This is a genomic window from Vibrio sp. 1557 (assembly GCF_033340175.1).
GTDB classification, from domain to species: Bacteria; Pseudomonadota; Gammaproteobacteria; order Enterobacterales; family Vibrionaceae; genus Vibrio; species Vibrio alginolyticus.
Window position 1 is genome coordinate 49,496 of record NZ_JAWOVZ010000012.1, and the last position, 22,082, is coordinate 71,577.

General features: G+C 44.6%; 18 protein-coding genes. 6 read left to right on the plus strand and 12 right to left on the minus strand.

Annotated features, from left to right (window positions below; genetic code table 11):
- From R7070_RS15105 to R7070_RS15145, 9 genes are all read right to left on the minus strand, one after another.
- The gene (locus R7070_RS15105; RefSeq protein ID WP_256900022.1) at positions 1 to 837 is read right to left on the minus strand and encodes an ABC transporter ATP-binding protein; all 837 of its coding nucleotides are present in this window, start codon (positions 835 to 837) and stop codon (positions 1 to 3) included.
- A gap of 11 nt (positions 838 to 848) precedes the next feature.
- On the minus strand, positions 849 to 1,814 hold the full coding sequence (locus R7070_RS15110; protein ID WP_256900021.1) for an ABC transporter permease: 966 nt from the start codon (positions 1,812 to 1,814) through the stop codon (positions 849 to 851).
- A gap of 72 nt (positions 1,815 to 1,886) precedes the next feature.
- Complete coding sequence (locus R7070_RS15115) at positions 1,887 to 3,251, minus strand: CmpA/NrtA family ABC transporter substrate-binding protein (protein ID WP_050919883.1); 1,365 nt, start codon at positions 3,249 to 3,251, stop codon at positions 1,887 to 1,889.
- A gap of 264 nt (positions 3,252 to 3,515) precedes the next feature.
- Positions 3,516 to 4,097: an ANTAR domain-containing response regulator gene (locus tag R7070_RS15120; protein WP_045420632.1), complete on the minus strand. Its 582-nt coding sequence runs from the start codon at positions 4,095 to 4,097 to the stop codon at positions 3,516 to 3,518.
- A 73-nt stretch (positions 4,098 to 4,170) separates the two neighbouring features.
- Positions 4,171 to 5,088, minus strand: coding sequence for a dienelactone hydrolase family protein (locus tag R7070_RS15125; RefSeq protein ID WP_009704599.1), 918 nt, complete (start codon positions 5,086 to 5,088; stop codon positions 4,171 to 4,173).
- 229 nt (positions 5,089 to 5,317) lie between these two features.
- On the minus strand, positions 5,318 to 6,271 hold the full coding sequence (locus R7070_RS15130) for a glycosyl transferase family protein (RefSeq protein WP_065275354.1): 954 nt from the start codon (positions 6,269 to 6,271) through the stop codon (positions 5,318 to 5,320).
- Positions 6,268 to 7,173, minus strand: coding sequence for a uroporphyrinogen-III C-methyltransferase (gene cobA / locus R7070_RS15135; protein WP_256900020.1), 906 nt, complete (start codon positions 7,171 to 7,173; stop codon positions 6,268 to 6,270). Before cobA ends, R7070_RS15130 begins: the two co-directional genes overlap by 4 nt.
- Before the next feature lie 20 nt (positions 7,174 to 7,193).
- Complete coding sequence (locus R7070_RS15140; RefSeq protein WP_256900019.1) at positions 7,194 to 9,857, minus strand: nitrate reductase; 2,664 nt, start codon at positions 9,855 to 9,857, stop codon at positions 7,194 to 7,196.
- A 289-nt stretch (positions 9,858 to 10,146) separates the two neighbouring features.
- Positions 10,147 to 10,581, minus strand: coding sequence for a GNAT family N-acetyltransferase (locus R7070_RS15145; RefSeq protein WP_005375870.1), 435 nt, complete (start codon positions 10,579 to 10,581; stop codon positions 10,147 to 10,149).
- A 379-nt stretch (positions 10,582 to 10,960) separates the two neighbouring features.
- On the opposite strand from R7070_RS15145, the gene R7070_RS15150 reads away from it, so the two are divergent.
- The 5 genes from R7070_RS15150 (at position 10,961) to R7070_RS15170 (ending at position 17,589) form a co-directional block, all read left to right on the plus strand.
- Positions 10,961 to 12,217, plus strand: a complete 1,257-nt coding sequence (locus tag R7070_RS15150) for an aromatic amino acid transport family protein (protein ID WP_256900018.1) — start codon at positions 10,961 to 10,963, stop codon at positions 12,215 to 12,217.
- 610 nt (positions 12,218 to 12,827) lie between these two features.
- Positions 12,828 to 14,741 carry a tetratricopeptide repeat-containing diguanylate cyclase gene (locus R7070_RS15155; protein WP_161441292.1) on the plus strand — a complete coding sequence of 638 codons (1,914 nt, stop codon included), beginning with the start codon at positions 12,828 to 12,830 and terminating at the stop codon, positions 14,739 to 14,741.
- A gap of 10 nt (positions 14,742 to 14,751) precedes the next feature.
- Positions 14,752 to 15,093 (plus strand): hypothetical protein, encoded by a 342-nt coding sequence (locus tag R7070_RS15160; RefSeq protein WP_025767691.1) that lies wholly within the window; start codon positions 14,752 to 14,754, stop codon positions 15,091 to 15,093.
- 249 nt (positions 15,094 to 15,342) lie between these two features.
- A complete protein-coding gene (locus tag R7070_RS15165; protein ID WP_213961494.1) occupies positions 15,343 to 17,121 on the plus strand; it encodes a S8 family peptidase in 1,779 nt (592 codons plus the stop codon).
- Positions 17,122 to 17,133: 12 nt separating this feature from the next.
- Positions 17,134 to 17,589, plus strand: coding sequence for a hypothetical protein (locus R7070_RS15170; RefSeq protein ID WP_033906991.1), 456 nt, complete (start codon positions 17,134 to 17,136; stop codon positions 17,587 to 17,589).
- Between the two features lie 146 nt (positions 17,590 to 17,735).
- Here the strand turns inward: R7070_RS15170 and R7070_RS15175 are convergent, their stop codons facing one another.
- The 3 genes from R7070_RS15175 to R7070_RS15185 all read right to left on the minus strand — a co-directional run bounded on the left by R7070_RS15175 (position 17,736) and on the right by R7070_RS15185 (position 20,684).
- On the minus strand, positions 17,736 to 18,665 hold the full coding sequence (locus R7070_RS15175; RefSeq protein WP_256900017.1) for an SRPBCC family protein: 930 nt from the start codon (positions 18,663 to 18,665) through the stop codon (positions 17,736 to 17,738).
- Between the two features lie 137 nt (positions 18,666 to 18,802).
- A complete protein-coding gene (locus tag R7070_RS15180) occupies positions 18,803 to 20,044 on the minus strand; it encodes a sensor histidine kinase (RefSeq protein WP_256900016.1) in 1,242 nt (413 codons plus the stop codon).
- The gene (locus tag R7070_RS15185; protein WP_085568984.1) at positions 20,016 to 20,684 is read right to left on the minus strand and encodes a response regulator transcription factor; all 669 of its coding nucleotides are present in this window, start codon (positions 20,682 to 20,684) and stop codon (positions 20,016 to 20,018) included. Before R7070_RS15185 ends, R7070_RS15180 begins: the two co-directional genes overlap by 29 nt.
- Positions 20,685 to 20,773: 89 nt before the next feature.
- Here R7070_RS15185 and R7070_RS15190 point away from each other — a divergent pair, with 89 nt between their 5' ends.
- Entirely contained in the window at positions 20,774 to 21,973 is a 1,200-nt protein-coding gene (locus R7070_RS15190; protein ID WP_085568983.1) for a DUF5666 domain-containing protein, read from the plus strand.
- Positions 21,974 to 22,082 lie beyond the last annotated feature (109 nt).

Sequence of the window (22,082 nt, forward strand, 5' to 3'; positions counted from 1 at the left end):
TTATGCCGTTTGCGCTGCGGTTTTGGGTTTGTCTTCTTTCGAAGCAGGAATCTCGACTTTGGATTGCTTCTCGTAAAGGAACTTCAGCACTGCTTGTCGACACTTCTGATACTGCGCATCATCCGCCAGTGCGACACGCTCGCGAGGACGCGGTAGATTCACTTCCAACACTTCACCAATGGTTGCTGCCGGTCCGTTGGTCATCATCACGATTTTGTCAGATAACAACACCGCTTCATCCACGTCATGGGTAATCATGATGACGGTGTTGTTTAGCTCGGCTTGAATCTTCATCAGTGCATCCTGTAAATGCGCGCGTGTTAGCGCATCCAACGCGCCAAATGGTTCATCCATCAGCAGAACCTTTGGTTGAAGTGCCAGTGCTCTCGCGATGCCGACTCGCTGCTTCATACCGCCCGAGATTTCATCCGGCTTTTTGTGCGCGGCATGCTGCATTTGAATCAACTCCAAGTAGTGATTCACTTGTTCCTGAATCCACGCTTTGCCCTTTTTGCCGGCAATTTGTTTTACTGCGAGCTCAACGTTTTGATATACGGTGAGCCAAGGCAACAATGAATGGTTTTGGAACACGACTGCGCGGTCAGGTCCCGGTCCTGCTACTTCTCGCCCATCGACTATTACGCCGCCGTCTGTTGGCATGTGCAGCCCTGCAACTAAGTTCAATACCGTTGATTTACCACAGCCAGAGTGACCAATTAGGGATACAAACTCGCCTTTATTGATTTGTAAATCGACGTTCTTAAGCGCGATGAACTCGCCACCTGGCGTTGGGAATCGCATCCCTAAACGCGTCAGATCTAATAATGCTTTTTCCATGATCTTTTCCCTTATCTCAACGCTTGTTGTTTATTCCAAGACAGCCACTTTTGAAGTTGCAGCATGCCTCTATCGAGCATCAAACCGATAAAGCCGATGGTGATGACAGCCACCATGATGCGCCCCAATGATGCTGAACTGCCGTTCTGGAACTCATCCCAAACGAACTTGCCTAACCCTGGGTTCTGAGCGAGCATCTCTGCCGCAATCAACACCATCCAAGCGATACCTAAAGAGAGACGTAAACCTGTGAAGATCATTGGAATGGCAGAAGGTAATACGATCGTGCGGATGTGCTGCCACCACGAAAGTTGGAGTACTTTGCTCACGTTGATTAAGCCTTTATCAACGCTCGTTACACCCACAGCGGTATTAATCAGCGTCGGCCATAAGCTACACAGCGCTACAGTGATCAGAGAGTTGATGAACGACTTAGCAAACATCGGGTCATCACTCACATAAGTGGCACTTACAACCATAGTGACGATAGGCAGCCAAGCTAAAGGTGATACGGGCTTGAGAAGTTGAATGATTGGGTTGAACGCTTGATACAGCCCTTGATTAAGACCAAGCACGATACCAAGCGGAATCGCGATAACCGTCGCCAGCAAAAAGCCCGCAGTTACGGTCACTAAGCTTGTTATGATTTGGTCGAAGAACGTCGGTTTACCTGTGTAGGGACGAATCTTCACTTCCGCGTCCGGATTCTTGACTAACTTCGCAGCATTGCGCTTTTCCTGACGTTCGATAAACGCTTGTTCTTTTTCTCTCTCTTGCCAATGGTCATCGACAAGGTTGCTGAACTGCTGAAAAGTTTGCACAGGTCCCGGTAGCGTACCTAATGAAGTTTGCACTTCTCTCGCTGCTAAGTGCCACATTGCCAAAAAGATCAGCAAACCAATGACGGGCAAAAGTACCAACCGACTTCGGTTCACTACCTGCTTAGCAGGAAAAAGGGAAATGACATTACTAGACATACTCACTCCTAAGAAATTTACATCCTTGTTGCCACAAGCGAATTCCCTCGCCTGTGGCGTTTATCGTTATGGTTAAACCTTGTCTTTTCCTTTAAGCCCGATAGAGAACTTCTCTAGATATTTATTTGGCTCGCGACCGTCATAAACGATGTTGTCGATAAAGTGTGTTTGTGGTGCACGGAAACCATCTTCAGCACTAAAATCTGGGAAGTCTTTTTTGCTCAACACACCATCTTCAATTAGCGCTTGAGCCGCTTGTTGGTAGATATCTGGACGGTAAACCTCTTTTGCGACATCCATGTACCAATCATCGGATTTCTCGCTTGAGATCTGTCCCCAGCGACGCATTTGGGTCAGGTACCAAATCGCATCGCTGTAGTACGGGTACGTGGCGTTATGACGGAAGAACACATTGAAGTCTGGCACGTCTCGTTTGTCGCCTTTCTCGTATTCAAATGTGCCGGTCATCGAGTTGGCAATAACTTCGGCATCAGCTCCGACGTACTCGCTCTTCGCCAACATCTTCACAGCTTCTTGGCGGTTGGCATTGTCGTTTTCATCCAACCAATGTGCCGCTCGAATCAAGGCTTTCACTACGCGAATGTGCGTATTTGGATACTTCTCAGCCCAAGCTTTGGAAACACCAAACACTTTCTCTGGGTTGTTCTTCCAGATCTCGTAATCGGTCACGACTGGCGTACCAATACCTTTGAATACGGCTTGTTGATTCCATGGTTCGCCTACGCAGTACCCTTTGATCGTGCCCGCTTCCATTGTTGCTGGCATTTGTGGTGGCGGTGTAACACTCAAAAGAACGTCAGCATCCAACTGGCCACTGTTATCGCCTGAGTCTGGTGCGTAAAAACCTGGATGAATCCCACCTGCCGCTAACCAGTATCGCAACTCATAGTTGTGCGTCGATACAGGGAACACCATCCCCATGTTGAACGGTTTGCCTTTATCCAGATAGCTGTCGACCACAGGCTTCAGTGCATCCGCTTTGATTGGGTGAACTGGCTTGCCATCTGGTTGCTTTGGAATGTATTGCTTCATCTGCTCCCAAGTATCATTGGAAACCGTGATTGCGTTGCCGTTCAAATCCATACTGAACGCGGTAATCACTTCTGCTTTTGTGCCGACACCAATCGTCGCGCCCAATGGCTGACCAGCAAGCATGTGCGCGCCAGCAAGTTCACCATCGATGACTCGGTCTAATAGCACCTTCCAGTTTGCTTGCGCTTCTAAAGTGACGTACAAGCCTTCGTCTTCAAAAAAGCCTTTCTCATAAGCAACCGCCAGCGGTGCCATATCGGTTAACTTAATAAAACCAAACTTCAGGTCTTCAATTTCTGGCTCACCCAACTCTGCCTTTACGCTGACCGTGGTGAATACCGATAACGAAATTGCTGACACTTTCAGCATCGAACTCCATTTCATTGGTTTGCTCCCATAAAAAAGCGCCACTACTCCGAAGAGCAGTAGCGCCGTTGCTAAGTCTACAATTACCGCCGTTGATAATTGAGATAAGCGATTCAACAATAAACCCAATTCTTCTAATCCAATTACTGTGCCAACTTATTTTTTACAGTAAATACAATAGATTAGTATATCTTGTCGTTTGTTATTCCCTGTTATTGCTTGCTGATAGTGCAACACGCACCACGTTAGAAAACGCACCCTAACCCCAAAGTGGTAGAACAACTAATCCAACACTTCCAAAGTAGTTATCAAATTCTTGGCAACCTGTGCGAGCGTTTGGCTCGATTGCATGGCAGATTTTCTAAGCGCTTTATAAGCCTGATCTTCATCAACGCTGTGCATCTTCATAAGCAGACCTTTGGCTTTTTCCACCAGCTTGCGCTCTTCGATCTTATGGGTCAGCGATTCAATTTCAGATTGCATACTTTCGAATTTCGCTCTCACCAATGTCGCATGTTCAATCCAAGGCTGAAGTGCAAATTCACTATCGTGCGGCATAAGAACATAGTCCATTTTTTCTGATAACCGATTGATATCATTGGATGATAATTGCTTTAAGACGATAAGAAGTGGTGCCGATTTTCTGCGGCAGAAATCGACGATCAAACGCAGTTCTGCCGTCGGCTGCTGCCATCCGACTACAACGCTTGCCGACGGTTCTCGTTGCATTAACGTTTCTAGTTGTGCCAATTGGCAGCCGATGATGTTGTCGTAATCTTTGCTCAATAAGCCGGACAATCGAGCCTGCTCTTGGAGGCTATCACAGCACACTATGATGGGTGTTTTTGACGTTGATTGAGTCATGCACATTCCTTGTTTATATCTCACTCACTAAGAGAGACATAACAAGGAATGTGCCAACTAAGGTTGAAGCGTTTTAACTAGAGGCGAGATGTTCTTTGAAGAAGCCGAGTGTACGTTCCCAAGCGAGCGCTGCTTCTTCTGGTGCGTAGCGTGCCGTTGAGTCGTTATGGAAACCATGGTTGACGTTTTCATACATTAACGCTTGATACTGTGCGTCGGTTGCGATCAATTGCTGCTCATAAGCAGGCCATGTGTCGTTAACACGCTTATCGAGCCCTGCAAAGTGAATCATCAAAGGCCCTTTGACTTGCTTTTGGATCTCTTGCGCCGCTGGCGTTCCATAGAAAGGCACACCTGCATCGAGCTCTTCTGGCATTACCGCTGCAAGCATGTTGACAATGTATCCACCGAAGCAGAATCCAACCGCGCCCAATTTACCGTTGCCACCCTCGTATTGTTTGAGGAAGTTAGCGGCTGCAATAAAGTCTTGTTCGATCTTGGCTCTGTCCATCTCTTTCTGCATTGCGCGACCTTCATCGTCGTTCCCCGGATAGCCGCCGAGTGGATAAAGTGCGTCTGGAGCGAAAGCAATAAAGCCATCTTTTGCAAGTCGTCTTGCGACATCTTTGATATAAGGGTTCAGACCTCGATTTTCATGAATCACCAACACGGTCGGCGATTTTAAGGTCTTCTTCTGTGGCATCACCAAATAGCCACGCCCTTCTCCATGCCCATTTGGAGATGGAAAGGTTTCGTAAGTTGCTTTGATGTCAGGATCGTTAAATGAAACTTGTTCTGCGAGTGCGTAATTCGGGGTTAACGCATCGACCAGTGCTGTCATGCTAAAGCCAAGCACAGCAAGGCCACCCAGCCTATTTAGAAACTCACGGCGCGAGATTTTTCCGTGGGCGTATTCGTCGTACCAATCGAAAGCTTCTTGCGGGATCGGATGAGAAGCCTTTTCACTAGGAGTGGTATGCTTTAGAACCATTATCCATGTCCTCTGTGTCTTACCATATGGGATTTTCTCATTCTCAAAAGCGAAGCGAGAAACGAACGCGATTGAGGCTAAAACTGCGGTTTCACCACTCTGATACGGAGCAAGGTGGTGAAACACATCATTGGCGAGCTAGGATCTTTTACCTTCTTCAAACAATAGATAATGGATTCAGATTCAACAACTTTGCGTCGTTGGTTTTACATTAATTGACAATAGTATCTTATTGCTGCCCGCAATAGGCTTGCCAGTAAGAGAAAGCTCGTTCGAATGCTTTTTCTCTGTCGTGCATTTGTGCAAACAAGACCACTGTCATCGTAGCGAGAACCGTATTCGCCATTTGGTTCATGTCATCTTCTGACGTCCCAAACGGGCAGTTCGCAGGCATTGGCACCTCAGACAGCATTTGCTCCGTCCAGTAATGCGATGTCACGCCGCTTGTTTGGCTTAACCATACTGTTTGGCTTACTTTCGGGTTGTATTCGGACTCGCCAGATTGCCCTTTGAATGACACAACAGCGTGAGCGGTTTGACCGATCTCGTATTCGACTTCAGCATGAAGTTGTTGGAACCCAGGATGGAAGCTACCACGAATACCAACCGTCGCCTGCCCCGGATTCAATGCACGAACCACGGTATTAATCGGCGTTCTAAGCCCATAACGATTCTTCCAACCGATCATGGTTTCTGCTTGTGGAGCAAATGCGCTGAGCGGTAGATACACGATGTTTTGTGTTTCTAAGACACGCTTTGCTTCTTCTGCTGATTCCGCTTTCTCGATAGCAAACTTGTCGAGGTAATCTTCTGCGTGTAAACGTCCAGATTGACGGTCGTGATAGCCATGCATCAGCACTTTATGACCATTATCGGCAAGGATCTTCGCTGCTAACAGGTGCCAAGGCTGACCTGCCGCTTCACGTTTGCCTGCGTAACATGGCCAGTCGATGTCTGCACCAATAGCAGGCATGCGGGATTGGAATGCTTTCACAAAGCCAGCGATTTCTTGTTGAGTCTCGTTTTGTACGCGGATCAGCATCAGCAGCATTGCCATTTGATCATCATCGCACTCTCCGTTTAGGTATTCATCCATAACTCGAAACGCTTGGTCAAAGTTCAGTGGTTTTCTACCACGTTCGCCACGACCGACTGTTCTAATACATTCCAAAATGCTGCTCATATTCCCTCGTATTCCGTCACTGACTGTACGGTTTCTATTAGTTGTTCGCGCAGTTTGACAACTTCTCCCATCACAATCAATGCTGGGCTCACGCCTTTAAGTGTAATCGATAAATCATTGAGCTGATTGAGTTGTGTAACATGCACTTGTTGTTGAGGGCTGCAACCATGAGTGATGATCGCGACTGGAAAATCTTCTCTCAAACCAGAGCCTATTAAACCCGTTTGTATTTGCGATGACTTTTCTAACCCCATATAGAAGACTAACGTTTGTCCGCTTTGCATCAGTTGGCTCCACGCTTCAAATACGCCTGTAACCACTTGCCCCGTCACAAAGGTAACGCTGCGAGCAACGCCACGATGAGTCAGCGGAATCAAGCTGTTTGCTGAACATCCAATCGCAGCGGTAATGCCGGGAATGACTTCGTACGCGATTGAGTGTTTGACGAGCGCTAATGCTTCTTCGCCTCCACGGCCAAATACGAAAGGATCTCCCCCTTTTAAGCGTACAACTCGCTTTCCTTGTTGAGCGAGCGATACCATCAAGTCACAAATTTCTTCCTGACCAATACTAGGTTGTCCGCATCTTTTGCCCACGTAAATCCAATCGGCTTGTGGCGAAGCCAACTCCAAAATATCTTTGTTAACCAAACGGTCGTACAACAGTACCTCTGCCGACATAATCGCTTTCACAGCCTTTACCGTTAACAAGTCAGGATCGTGCGGCCCTGCTCCGACAATCGAGACAAAACCTTTGTGGTTCGCGTCCAGGTCTAGTGAATGGTCTTCTAAAAGTTGGTTCAGTTTGCTTGCTTGATCATGCTTAGAAAAGCGAGACGAGCGTTCTTGTTTCTGACTCGCTTGTCCTTTCTTAAACCAAGACTTTTGATAAGGCGCTTCCATGTGCTTATCCTCTTTATGACTTACTTTATTTGAATAGCCAAACTTTGCTGGTTCGCTTGCTGTTTGCCCTTTTGATGCTGATGGCTGTCGACCATTTGTTTGATTTGAGAGACGCACGAGCCACAGTTAGTACCGCATTTGAGTTTGTTTTGAAGTTGGGTCACTGACGTACAGTCTTGTTTCTCCATCGCGTCATGTATTTGTTTATCGGTAACGCGGAAACAACTACAAACCAGTTTGGCACTGCTTTGCGATTGAGTGATGGTAAGCAGTTGCGATAGCTCCATCGGCTTGCCAATCAAGCCGGTAAAGTTGGTGTAGTCGGTTTGAATCGGTTCACTAGACACCACCAAAACAGAGCGAATGATACGCACGTCTCCAACAAGGTCATAGTCCACCGCTAGCCAACCTTGGACAATATCTATCGTAATTCTGCGGCTCTTTTCCGTTCGACAAAAACTCTGCTTCTTTGGTCGCTTATCATGTGCAAAGCGCCAAATGCCCAAATTGCTTTCTGCTTGAAATGCGCTGTAGAGAAATTTACCGGAATCAAACTGTGTACCGATGAACATACCGTAGGTTTTGACCGCGGCGTCTTGCACTTCAACATAAGACGACTTAAATGCAGGCTGCCCTGAAATAGGGTCTTTTGCGCTGTTTACTATCGCATTAACACTGCTTTCACCGCCATATCGACCCGCCCAGTGCATTGACATAAACAGCTCCTGAAAACCCAAACCTTCATCAATGGCAACTTTGGCATAAATACCGGTGTTTGAAGCAGGCTGAAACAGCTTGGTGAGCTGTCCTGCTTTTAAGCGATTTTGAGTGGCAGAGAGCGTGTTCATGTACACGGTTGGTTCTAACTCTGAGGCGGCAAGGTGGGCGATATGCCCTGTGCGCGTCATGGTATGCCATTGGTCACGTTGCCTGCCCGTATTGAGCCACCAGCCTTTTGTTCTTTCTAAGCGCGTTGGAGATTCACTGGTCACGACAAAACGCGCTTTTCCATCTGGGTGTGAATAGACGCCATCAGCAAAAGGGCGCTCTCCTCCCCATTGTGTCGGCACCCACTCTTCGTATTCTTGCTCGGTTAAGTTGGCGTATTGAGAAAGATCTAGCTTCAATGGCGAATCTGCATTCATGCCTGTCATCGCGGCATATTCCCTGAATACCGCCCGCTCAGAAGTAAACGCAAAGCCATTTTGTGTCTTTTCCAATGCACACAGAGCTTGCCCAACTTGGCTTATCGCCCACCAATCTGATTTTGCTTCACCCGGAGGCATTTGAAACTGACGCTGCCTTGAAAGTCGACGCTCAGAGTTGGTCACCATGCCTTGCTTCTCACCCCAACCAGCGGCGGGTAGCAATAGGTCCGCGTAATGCGCGACATCCGAATCCGCTGTGATATCGGAAACAATCACAAACGGACAAATCTCTAGTGCTCGTTTTACCAATTGGTTATCTGGTAAAGAGACAACGGGATTGGTTGCCATGATCCACAGAACTTTAATCTCACCACGTTCTACCGCCTCAAACAGCTCAACGGCTTTTAAACCGGGCTGAGTGGCAATTTCTGGTGAATCCCAAAACGCCTGCACTTGCTTGATAGACTCTGCGTCAAAAGCGCGATGAACCGCTAATTGATTTGCCAAACCACCGACTTCTCGTCCGCCCATCGCATTCGGCTGACCTGTAATAGAAAACGGCCCGCAACCTGACTTGGCAATTTTGCCTGACGCCAAATGTGCATTAATAATGGCATTGCCTTTATCGACACCATTTTCGGCTTGGTTAACTCCTTGGCAAAACAGAGTGATTGCGGTTGGGCTTTGCGCAAACCAATGGAAGAATGTCGTGAGTTTTTCTTCTGAAATGCCAATGGAAGACGTTAGATTAGTGACATCGTAACGTGAGTCAGAGACTTCTTCTTTAAGTGTATCAAACCCGTCGGTATAGGAATTTATGTATTCAGAATCAATGCATTGCTGCTCAATAAGAAACTTAAGCAACCCATTAAAAAGTGATACATCCCCATCGTTTTTAATCGGTAGATGCAAATCCGCTTGCTGTGCAGTGACCGTTTCACGCGGGTCAATGACCACCAGCTTGAGGTTAGGATTGTTTTCTCTCGCTTGTTGAATACGTCGGAATAAAACAGGATGCGTCCAAGCGGTATTAGCACCGCAAATTATCAAGAGCTCAGTCTTATCAATATCGTCGTAATTGACGGGGACGACATCTTCACCAAATGCTCGTACATGAGCCGCAACCGCCGAAGACATACACAAACGGGAGTTAGTATCGATGTTTGCGCTGCCAACATAGCCTTTCATGAGTTTGTTGGCGACGTAATAGTCTTCCGTCAACAACTGACCAGAAACATACATAGCGACGGAATCAGGTCCAAACTCCGCTTTCGCTTGATGAATCTTTTCTGCAATTAGATCCGTGGCTTGTTGCCATTGTACTTCTTGCCCTTGAGGTCGCTGCTTGGTGACAAGCTTTGGATACAGCAAACGCGAAGGCATATTCAAGCTCTCTGCCAACGCGATGCCCTTTACGCACAGTGATCCCGCATTTGCAGGATGACACGTATCCCCAACGATTCCTTTCGCATTGACCTCGACACCACATCCAACACCACAATAGGGACAAGTGGTTTTTTTACATCCTTGCGACATTCCGCCCCCTGATTCTTTCCTTAGAATGACGAGCTACAAGCGAAAAAAAACCTCTCCCGAAACGAGAGAGGCTGCATTGCCTATAAAAGCTCAAAAAAGTAATACCCTATCCGCTTAACCGCCTGCTAAGGGAAAGCGGCGCATCGAGTTAACGATGAACGTTTATGTAAAGCAAGTGAGGTGCCAAGATTAAAAACCCTTACTATACAAAAGGTTAGCATAAAACCAATTATAGCAACGCAATGCTACGCACTGATTGTGTGCAAATTTCGATCATTATCGTGCAGTATTACTTTACTAATTCCATAACTAACCTGGATTCTTCGTCACCAAAATAATGCGCTTCTTCTTCTAACGTTTTAAAGCCAAGGGAGAGGTATAAAGACAATGCAGGTTGGTTCTTAGGATCGACAGTCAATTTCACGCTTGAGCCTAACGTCAACGGCGCAATAACGTTTTCTAGGAGGGAACGCGCAATACCTTTACCTCTATGTTGAATATCGACGGCCAATGACATGATCCAATATTGATGTGCATTTGTGCTAGTCGTTAGCAATATATACCCTGCGACCTGCTCTCCCTCTTTTGCTACCAGTAAGCTCTCTCCCCAACAATCAAAAGCTTGCCGAAAGAAAAATTGAGGATAGGCGTGTTCTCCAAATAAAGTATTTTCGAGCTTATATATGGCAAATAAGTCCTCTTTTTGCGCAGACAAGATGTCCATTCAATGACTCCTTCTTTAACATGAATGGCAGCAGTATACCTAAATCTCATCTAAATGACGGGACACAAACATCTCAATTAAGTGCTTAAGAAATGTAATATTCTTCCTGAAAATTAGGCCTAACTCACTTAGAACATACATCCGTGATTAAGTTTTAACCACAAAATCAAAAACCACACAAGATGAAAATTTCAACACATACAACCATTAAACAAATTAAATTTAAGAACTTTATTCTGGCTTATTGAAAAATTCATAGTTGGATAATTTACAACCACCCCAAATTCACAGCATTATTCACCAAGCTTCGCGTGTGATAATAAACACTAAAACCTTTACCATTTTCAGCATTATTATTTTTATAAAAGCGAGTTTTAAAGTGAAAGAATCTCGAAATGCCTTAAATCCTAGTGAAATAAACACAACCACAGCTTGGTCAAAACATGATACACATTGGGTTCTTAGCCTATTTGGAACAGCCGTTGGCGCAGGCATCCTGTTTCTGCCAATTAACCTTGGGATCGGTGGTTTTTGGCCTTTAGTCGCGATGGCAGTACTTGCTTTTCCAATGACCTATCTTGCGCACCGTGGCTTAGCTCGTTTTGTACTATCTTCTAAGATCAAAAACGCAGACTTCACTGATGTAGTGGAAGAGCACTTCGGCGCAAAAGCAGGTCGTTCTATTTCACTGCTGTATTTTCTTTCGATCTTCCCGATCCTGTTGATATATGGGGTTGGAATAACAAACACAGTAGATAGCTTCATGGTAAATCAGGCTGATATGGCTTCTTTACCTAGACCTTTGCTTTCTGGCGTACTAGTGTTTGCACTAATTGCTATTATGATGGCGGGTGAAAAAGTAATGCTACGGGCCTTTGCCATCATGGTGTTCCCACTTGTTGCCATTCTTGCCTTTCTATCATTTTACTTAATACCGAACTGGACCATGCCTGTCATCGATGTGCCAGAAGCGTCAGCTTTTGCTAGCACTATGTGGTTAGCAGTTCCTGTAGTGATTTTCTCGTTTAGTCACGCAGCTGCAATTTCAAGCTTTGCAAATGTACAACGTCGCCATTACGGTAAGCAGGCAGATGCCAAATCCGAAGTTATTCTTCGTCGCACTAGCATCATGCTGATTGCCTTTGTTCTTATTTTTGTATTTTCCTGTGTACTAACACTGTCACCTGAACAATTGGCTCAAGCAAAAGAACAAAACGTATCCGTATTGTCTTACTTAGCGAACGCAACCGATAATCCATTTATTGCAACACTTGGTCCTTTAGTAGCGTTTGTTGCTATCACTTCATCTTTCCTTGGGCATTTTTTAGGTGCGCGTGAAAGCTTAAATGGTTTAATTAACAAGCATTTTAACCTATCTGAGAAGCGTGTTGATCGTATCAGCGTGGCAGCACTGTTCTTCTCAATCTGGGCGGCCGCGATCATGAACCCAAGTATTCTTGGTATGATGGAAGCATTGTCAGGGCCTGTTATTGCAATGATCTTATTTATTATGCCAATGTTAGCGGTGTATAAAATCGAGGCGATGAAACAATATCGAGGAAATGTCTCTACTTACTTTGTTCTAGCAGCAGGCATTGTGGCGGTAAGTGCATTGATTTTTAGCTTCTTCAGCTAATAACTAAAGACTAGCTTGGATTTTCAGGGGAATACCTTACACAAGGTTAAGGTGATTCCCTGAATTTTCTTACTCTTTAAAAGGTAATCATCGTTACCCTTGACTCTTAAATAAGAGCGAAAACACCCGCAATCATAAGTACTGAAGCGATGCAGGTACGGCCGATAATGCCGAAGTGCGAAGGTTGAATCATTTCATTATGCATAGTTAATCTCCTATTTATTATAAAAGCCATTTTTTATTGGCTTAATAACACTATGTCTAATATCCAGTTTTTTAACAACCCATACAAACATTAAATATTTATGACAGAAACGTAATTTTTTACACTTCGCCCTGATTTTGAGCGATGAATCCGCGGCTTAAATCATTAGATTGAGTCCACCGAATATGCTCGCCTATCTGTCATAGTTACCTTATCTATACCATCGCCTAATCATTGCATAAGTTTTCAATAGATTTTGTTTTATAAATCATAATATTATAGAGCTCCTTCTCGTATCTCACTCCCAAAACACTTTGCCACTGGGAATCCATCCGCACTTAACCAACAAGAAATGGTAGACTTAACTGGTATTCGGTTAAGAGATCACATTTTATTAATACGCTCATGCACTTCTCAATTAAAAAACTGGCTTGCGCACTTTGTACTGCACTTGGACTTTTCTTGCATCCCACCAACGTACTGGCGAGTACCGAAAAGCAAGCTTATCTGGAAGAACACATTTCAGCAGAAAGCAAGCCCATGTTAAAACTCTACTTTCGCTCGATGGGTAAGCCGCGATCAATTCAAAAAGATGAGTTAAATGCGCCACAGAATGCATCAGCGGAGTCTCTTGCTCTGTATTACTTTGCACGAAAGTACCTTAAGCGTTACGAAGGCGTTCCATTACCGAAAGATATGCCCGATTTAATCGAATTCGGTAAAAAGCACCATTTGGAATGGGTCGTCGCTGAAGCACAGCTCAATAAGGCTGTAACAATGATTGAGCAAGACGATAACTGGAACGCAGAATTGTTACTCCATGACGTTGTTTCTACAGCCCGTGATCTTGGTTATCTAGCATTAGAAGGCCGTGCTTACCGCTGGTTAGGCAATCTAGAAGTATCTCGAAATCAACTACGCAGTGGCCTAAAATATTATCGCAATGCCTATGAGTTATTAGAAAAAACAGTATTTGAAATACAAGTCGCGATGACACTGAACAACATTGGGACGGTCTACATCGACGCATCAGATTGGGCTCGGGCCAACAGTTACCTAACGCAAGCTCTCGACACTTACCTAGAGAGCGAATATCAATACGATAATAGCTTTTTTATGGGGGTTATCTACGCAAACCTTAGCATCGTTCACTCGAGCCTCGGAGATAACAAAAAAGCGGAATATTATTTCAATGAAGCCATTCGACTTTCAATGCAAACGGGGTCGGACACAGTCAAGCACCACTCTTTATCCAGCTTTTCACAAATGTTGAGCTCGGTAGGAAAAATTGATGATGCATTAATGGTCGCACAACGTTGCGTAGACCTGCCCATTCCAAAAAATCTAGAAATGCTAAAAACGTCTTGTTACGAGGCATTTGCAGAGGCTTACCTCGCAAACAAACAATACGATAAAGCTATTACAACAGCGCTTAACGTTCTAGAACAAACCAAATCAACCAGTGAATTAGAGCTGCGTCAGCGTATTGATATGCTTTCGGTACTGGTAAACGCTCATCAAATTCTTAATGACTATGAAGCGGCTTTTCATTATTTAACCCAATTAAGAGAGCTAGAGGCTGAGTTTTCTCATCATATTCATGGTGAAGAGATGATTAACATTAAGTTTGACCTCGAAGCTAAGTTAGCCCAGAAAGAACTCAAATTGCTAGAAACAAAAAATGCGCTACAAGCCTCTGAACTGCGTTCACAGCGCTATCGAGAAATGTTCTACTTTATCGCTATTGCGGCAATTGGAGTCGTTGGTTTTCGTTACGTACTGCGCGTTAGACGTATTAATAAAGCACTCACTCAAGAAAATACTACCGATCCATTAACTCAACTGCATAACCGTCGCTATCTTCACATTTGGTTGGACAAAATGGCTCGTAGAAGCCCAGATAGAACATTTGCCTTAGCCGTTTTAGATGTCGATCATTTTAAAACCTTTAATGATCAATATGGACACGATATTGGCGATAAAATGCTGACTCATATTGCCACGCTATTTAATGAATCCACTCGCTCTGGTGACCTACTCATTCGTTGGGGTGGAGAAGAGTTTGTCCTATTATTCGAAGTACAGCGAGCTGAAGATTGCGCTAAGTTTTTGGAGCGATTGAGATATACTGTTGAAAACACGCCATTGGTGGTTGACTCTAAACCATTAAACGCGACAATTTCCCTTGGAGCAGTGGACAAACTGTCGGCACAAATAATTAAACAAGAATGGGATCAATGGTTTTTCTTGGCAGACCAAGCTTTGTATGATGCGAAGCAAGCTGGTAGAAACCAGTTCGTCATTCATCCTACATCATAAAAAAGCACACATGAAAAAAAATCTAATCATTATTACTTTTGCGCCTCTATTTCTTATGGCGTGTAGTAATCAGCAAGCATCTCAACTGGGAATGCGCAGCAGCAGTGTCAACGTATATGCCCAGCAAATGAGTAACACTCAACTATGTGAAACTCTCTACTACAACCGTGCAACTAACCAAACCAAAGTGGCGATTGGTGCTGAGTTCAATCGACGTGGATTAAACAAAAAGTGGTGTGATAAAGAATTCGATAAGTTGTACATTAAAAAGTGGATTGATAACGTGCTGCCTAAAGAAAAAGCCGAACCCAAGAAACCAATCGCAACTATTCAACCCGCTTCAACTAAATAACCCACCATCTTGAAGCAGACGGTACACTCGTATTTTCTGCTTTTCATTTTTCATGCATGTTCGATGCGACATATAAAAACCTCATGGTTTCAGTAAATTAACAAAGACTTATGTTGTCCATCGAACTTTTAATGTAAACAAGTTGTAAATGGTTTTCGTCCTTATTCTTTGTCGTTAGCTTTGTTTGTTCCTGTTAGCGGAATATGAAACAGGAACTAAAAAATTCCAAACAAAGACATGAGGTCAAAAATGGAAATACGCATTAATCGCCTATTTGCAGCTATGTTGGCAGTAGGCATTGCACCTGCCGTCTCGGCGTTTGATCCACTCTATTCTGAACAATGGCACTTAGACAACACGGGGCAAACTGCGTTTGCGGCTAATCCTGCTGTTGCTGGGAACGACTTAAACACTAAGCTCACTCAGGCAATGGGGATTGCAGGTGTTGGTGTGAAAGTTGCCGTCATTGATTCTGGAGTGCAGATCGATCACCCCGACCTTGCAGGTAATATAGTTACAGGTAGCAGAAACTTCGTCGAAGACTCTTCATTCCCACCAAGTTATCCGGTTGATACTAATGGTCATGGCACTGCTGTAGCCGGTTTGATTAGCGCCGTCGGCAACAACGGTGAAGGCGGACGCGGTGTCGCTTCTCACTCTTCCCTCATCGGTTTTAACTGGTTAGCCAACCAGACATTAGAAGGCTGGTTAATCTCCCATGGCATGGACCCAGCAACACGCGATGTTCGCGTATTTAACCAAAGTTACGGTTTCAGCCCTATAAACCCGATTGCTTTTGATGAAAGCGACCCTCAACTAAAACTTGAAATGGACGTGATGAAAAACGTCAGCGAGAGTAACGCCTGGGGTCGAGGTGCTGTATTTGTAAAGTCAGCAGGTAATGGTTACCGCTATTTCAATGCAGGGCGATTCTTCGTATTGCCAAGTAACTTCTTTGCTGGTGGAGACAATCAAGGCTTACCGATGCACAACTCTGCTCAGTCTTATGATAACGCCAATTACTTCAATTTAGTCACTAGTGCACTACGAGCGGATGGTACGCGAGCGAGTTACTCATCGGTGGGTTCGAACGTGTGGGTTGCAGCACCAGCAGGTGAATATGGGCAAGATTTCCCGGCTATGGTCACCACTGATTTAATGGGTTGTGAAGAAGGGCAAAATACCAGTGAAGGCCTTGGCATTAATGGGTTACACGGCGGAACGGAGCTCGATCCGAACTGTAACTATACCAGTACGATGAACGGAACCTCATCGGCTGCGCCAAACACATCGGGTGCCATCGCGGCAATCATGTCAACCAACCACGCACTTTCTGCTCGTGATGTACGTGCTTTACTAGCGGAGACAGCAAAAGTAACGGATAAAGCGCATCCAGGCGTACAGCTTGAATTTACTAACCATAAAGGTGAACAGGTTAGCTACGAGGCAATTGCCCCTTGGCAGAAAAACGCAGCAGGCGTAGATTTCCATACTTTTTATGGCTTCGGCGCTGTAGATTTAGATGAAACGATGCAACGTGCTCGCATGACGAATCGTGTTTTACCAGCTCAAGTCATTACGCCATGGGTTAACAACGCTACAGAAGTAAGTGTACCCGATGCAAGTCTAGTTGGTGGTTCTTCAAGTATCGCCATTGCCGATGAACTGACAGTAGAATCCGTTCAAGTGACATTGACATTGGACCACGCTCGTCTGCCCGACTTAGCTATTGAGCTCATTTCGCCATCAGGGACTCGTTCCGTTTTGCAAACACCGCGCAATGGTCTTGTTGGCCAATCTCTTGATCCAACGATTACAGGCTACAAAGATCAATTAATGTTGTCTAACCAATTTTATGGCGAAGATGCAAAAGGCGAATGGACGTTGCGAGCAATAGATACGAACAGCGATGAAGTCTATTCTTACATTGCATATTTCAACTCTTCCACCATCTATGACGTTCCGATGGCAAACAACGCTCAGCCCGGTGTTATTAAGAACTGGTCGATGCGCATATTTGGACACTAAGGAGTCAATAACATGAAATACAAATCATTTTCTATGCTGGCTCTCGTTATCATGACGTCGAGTGTATACGCTGAGCAACAGCTCTCTCAACAACCTGCACCAGAACTGTTTGTGCCATCAGAAGCGGTTGAGATTAATGGCCAAGATTATCGAAAAGTGCAAACTGGCACTGTTAGAACCCTATCTGAAGACGTAAAACTTCAAGCGGGTGATGAGGTGTTTAAGAATGCGTTTAGTAACGTATCCAAAGCCACTGGACTGGTTTATATCACCGTAAACAATCCTAACGAAGCGAAAGCAGTCGCCAAAGAGTTAAAATTAGAAGTTATCTTCGCAGAGGGGGAATCAGCGGTGTTAAAAGCATCTCAAGATCAAGATCTGCTAAGTATTAGCGACTACCTAAACGCAGACACCCGGGTAAAAGCGTCTAAAATTGAACTAAACAGCGGTAAATACCGTGCACAATAATTCTCTAACAAGAGAAGTTGGCCTGTAAAACCATGCCTCAGCGATTGCTGAGGCATTTTTATGGGTAGGAACAGATACGCTATTATTCTTTAGTAACATTTCGCATAACTAGTATGATACCTAAACACCCTACTCGCCTGCGCCTGTCATTTCTTAAACAAAATAATTTCCGTTCTTAGCTCTTCTTCCGTGGTTTCCTTCGGGCTATTCAGATAGCGTTCGATTCCTAAAGGACTGGTTTTGACTTTCATACCACTCTGACGAACCAAGTTCATCGCTAACGCCCATGCATTTCCCAAAAACTGATATTCACCTCGGTGTTCAACGACAAATGTTTCACTCTCAGGAATGGTACCGGTAACCGCCCCTTGAGGCGCTGGTACTGAGTTATGAAGAGGAAAGCAAGTGATAAACTCGAATGTACCTTTCTGCATATCCATCGACTCGTAATAACAAAACAATTCACCATTCACGGATAGGGTTTCGTCACTAATTAACTGTTCTAGTTGCTGAACATGCTTCTCAATTACCGAACCTAATTCCTGCAAGCTAGCCACACCCTTGATCCCAATGTAATGAATTTGAGGCAACGTTCGGTTACCAATTTCGGCTAAGTCTGAATGCACTCTTCCGGTTTCAAGCTTACTTTTAAGCATGCGTAACCCACGTTGATAATCCATCTCTATCATCGACTTAAACATACTTTTCAGAAAGAACAGATACCAAGGGACGCGAGATTGCATTTGCCATTCGATTAAACAGCCATTTTGTGACGGCGTCACGATTAGAGTCACCTTTCCATGGCTCTTGATTGGGCGAAAGAAATGTAGCTCCATATCTAATCGATGCTCTTGAGTACTTTCCAGTACAATCGCGCCAGTCCCAATACGCTGACCATTCCATTGATAACCAGCTCCAACGTGGCCCTGATTATCACTGAATGTCAGCTCGCAGCTTGGTTCAAGAATGACCCATGGTGACCAGCTAGGCCAGTTATTGAAGTTCTTGAGATAGCCAATAATTTCACTTTGATTCTTATTAATTTCAATACTTCGGCTGACCTGATAAGAGAGCATAACGGTTCCTCGAGTTTCCGCTTCACTAACTTCAGTCTAATCCAAATTCCAGTTTTTTCTTGTTTGACTGCGGGTTAGATGCGTACGACAAGAAAAATCCAGAGCGTTAATTCTCACTTGAATCAATACGCGCAAAGCTAAGAGCAGAACTCCACTTTTGCACTAAATCGAACACCATCATCTTCCAGTACTAACGCCCACCCCATCCGTTCACATATTCGTTGTACGATAACAAGCCCACAACCATAACCAGCGTTGTACGTCTCGTTGCCATCGTGACGGTTTAGGATCTTAAGCGCATGACCTTTCAACTCAATTTCAATATCTCCCACACTATAGCTAAAGGCGTTTTTAATCAGATTGTTGATAACAATGGTCACAAAACTCTCCGGTGCATTCACGACACCACTATGTTGTTCGTGCAAAGCGTAGTTCGAATCTTGCTTGGCAAATAAAGGCGCTAGCTCTTCCAACTGTTTTTGTAAACAAGTGAGAAGCTGATGCTCTCCGTAATGCTGAGGCTCTATTTTCTCTTTACCAAGTAAGAGAAACGCTTCTGTCAGTACACGCATCTCGTCACAAGCTGACTGCATCCTCGTGATGGCTTTTTGCGCAACTCGAGGTTGATCAGGAATACGCGTCAGAATGTCTGTTGAGCCTTTAATCACCATGATTGGCGTTCTCAACTCATGCGATGCAAAACGGCTAAATTCTTGTTCTCGTTTGAAATAGCCCGCGATATCGTTCTTATTATCCAGCAAAGTCTGCTCTATCTGGCGTGTTTCGCTGAACTTAGTTTCAACTTGGAAAGCGGGTTGATCCGGTGACATTTGGCTAATTTTGTCTTCAATTTGCGCTAATGGCCGAGACAATATTCGAACCATGTAAATGCCATACCCAACCATGACAAATGAAAACAAACCACCGAGCAGCAGCGTAAACTGATGCAGCGAGCTTTCGTATTCGTCCAAGTAATCATCTGAGTCATCTTGAAACACAATGTACATAAGCCCCTTCCCTGAGGGGTGTTTCAATACAACAAAGTGTTTATCTTCTTCACCAAGCAGGTATTCGTAAAAACCAGGTGAAGTAAAAGAGAGCAACCAATCGGGTGTCGGTGCTTCACTCCAATATGAGTTGAACTCCAATACGTTTGGCAATGGCGCATCCCAGCCCTGTTTCTCGAAATTCTCACTATAAAGCGCAGCTTCAGTATCTAGCCAGTGATGTAAACTCAGCACTTCCAGTTTGTTTTCTGCCACATAAATCAGCGACCAAAAAAGAGTAAACATCACAAACGTCATGACCCCAAAACCCCAACGGATCTTGCGATAAATGCTTGGATATTCGTTATGCTTTAAGTCGGTAACCTTGTCCATGAATAGTCTCTAATCGTGATTCTTCAAAACCTTTGTCTAACGCGGTTCTTAAACCGTAAATATGGCTACGAAGTGCATCACTTCCCGGTGGTTCGTCTCCCCACACACTATCGATCACTTCTGCGCGCGAGACCGCTGCTGGAGCACGTTGGAGGAGCAATTTTAAAATTTTAGTTTGAATTCGACTCAGCTTAATTTCTTTGTCTTTTCTCGTTACTTTTCCTGTCCGCGCATCTAAACAAATATCTGCAAATTTGAGCGTTCCGATGTCTTGTCTTGGACCACGATTAGCCAAAGCATGAACACGCAAACTGAGCTCTTCCATCGCAAATGGCTTCATTAAATAATCATCTCCCCCCGCTTTAAAAGCCGCGATTTTGTCCTCTAGCGTATCTTTTGCCGTTAGGAAGAGAATTGGCGTTCCACATAACTTATCTTGTCGAAGCTTCTGTACCGTACTGATGCCATCGAGCTTCGGCATCATGATATCCATGATGATTACATCGTAATGATTTTCCTCGATTAACTTAATCGCAGCCTCTCCATGAAACGCACAATCGATAATCATGCCTTCTAGCTCAAGATAGTCTGCAATCGTCTCCGAGACGTTATGGTTGTCATCTACAATTAAAATTTTCATAAAATCACATTTCTTCACGATCTCTTCACGATATGCCCAATAAGATACAGGCAATTTCCTAAACTCGCTCGTAAATTGAGGTTAATACAATGAAAAAACTCGCTCTTATTTCTGTAGTAGGTTTGGCATTGTCTGGTTGTGGTGGTTCAGGTGGTGGCAGCAATAGCGATAGCACATCAACTCAACCAGCAGTGAAACCAAGTGTAGCGATTGGCTCTGTTGAAGCGGTCAACGCTGAAGAAAGCACGTTAACCGTCAATGGACATACGTATCGTGTGTCTGAGGTGGTTTATGACGACACACAAGTGCAACTGGCCGATGTAAAACCAAAAATGGTGGTTCGCGTGGGTTCAGATATTCGGCAAGCTTCGAACAATGGCGTCCGAGTCACACTTGAACCAACCATTACAGGACGTGTCACAGCAATTGATTATGTGAAGAAAACATTTACGGTAAACGGCGTAGATCTGCAGTTTGACGGTTTAAGTGATGATATAGAGATCAACGACTGGGTGATGGTGTCATCCTTGCCGACTGCGGATGCGGGTTATCGAGTGTTGTCTGTGGTCGAAATCGACGTAGATAACGATTACCCAGCCCTTGGAAGCTACTACGAACTGGAAGGTCGCATTACTAGTACCGATGAAAATGCTGGCACGTTTGAGCTTGGTACAAATATAACCGTATCTTACGACAACATTAGCCAACTTAGCATCGGCCAATGGGTAGAAGTAGAAGGTGAAATGCAAAACGGCATCTTCATGGCAAATGAGGTAGAAGTTGAAGACTACGACGATCTAAAAAATGACAGCGATGTGGAAGGTATCGTGACTTGGGTTGCCAAGGATTATAGTGAGTTCTCTCTAAACTACCGAGGAGCCTTCTTCATTGATAACGCAACACGCTTTGAGGATGGTAGCAAAGCTAATCTAGAACAAGGTCAAGAAGTAGAAGTGACCTCTGTGATGAAAAATGGCAAACGCACCGCTACCGTCATCGAATTTGAGCGGTCGGAGTTTGACAATGACAACCAATGGCGAGGTAAAGAGTTTGAATGTGAAGGCTATGTATCAAACTACGATGCTGATTCAAGAGCATTTAAAATCGAGCATTGTGAGAATGATGCTGATCAAGTACTAAGTAACACCACCGTTGTGATTGATGCGCAAACACGCTTCCAAGGCATTGAAGAACTTAACCTAAATGGTGCTCGTGTCGAAGTCGAAGGTGTGATCATTAACGACCAAAATATTGCCCGTGAAGTGGAGTTAGACGTTTACGACAACTAATCCCTTCTACGCTTAAGAAAAAGTGTCACTTCGGTGGCACTTTTTCTTTTCACCTTACTTTGCTTCCCAAGCTCAAACCAACAAATTCTCAGTCAAAGCCTTTTCTCTC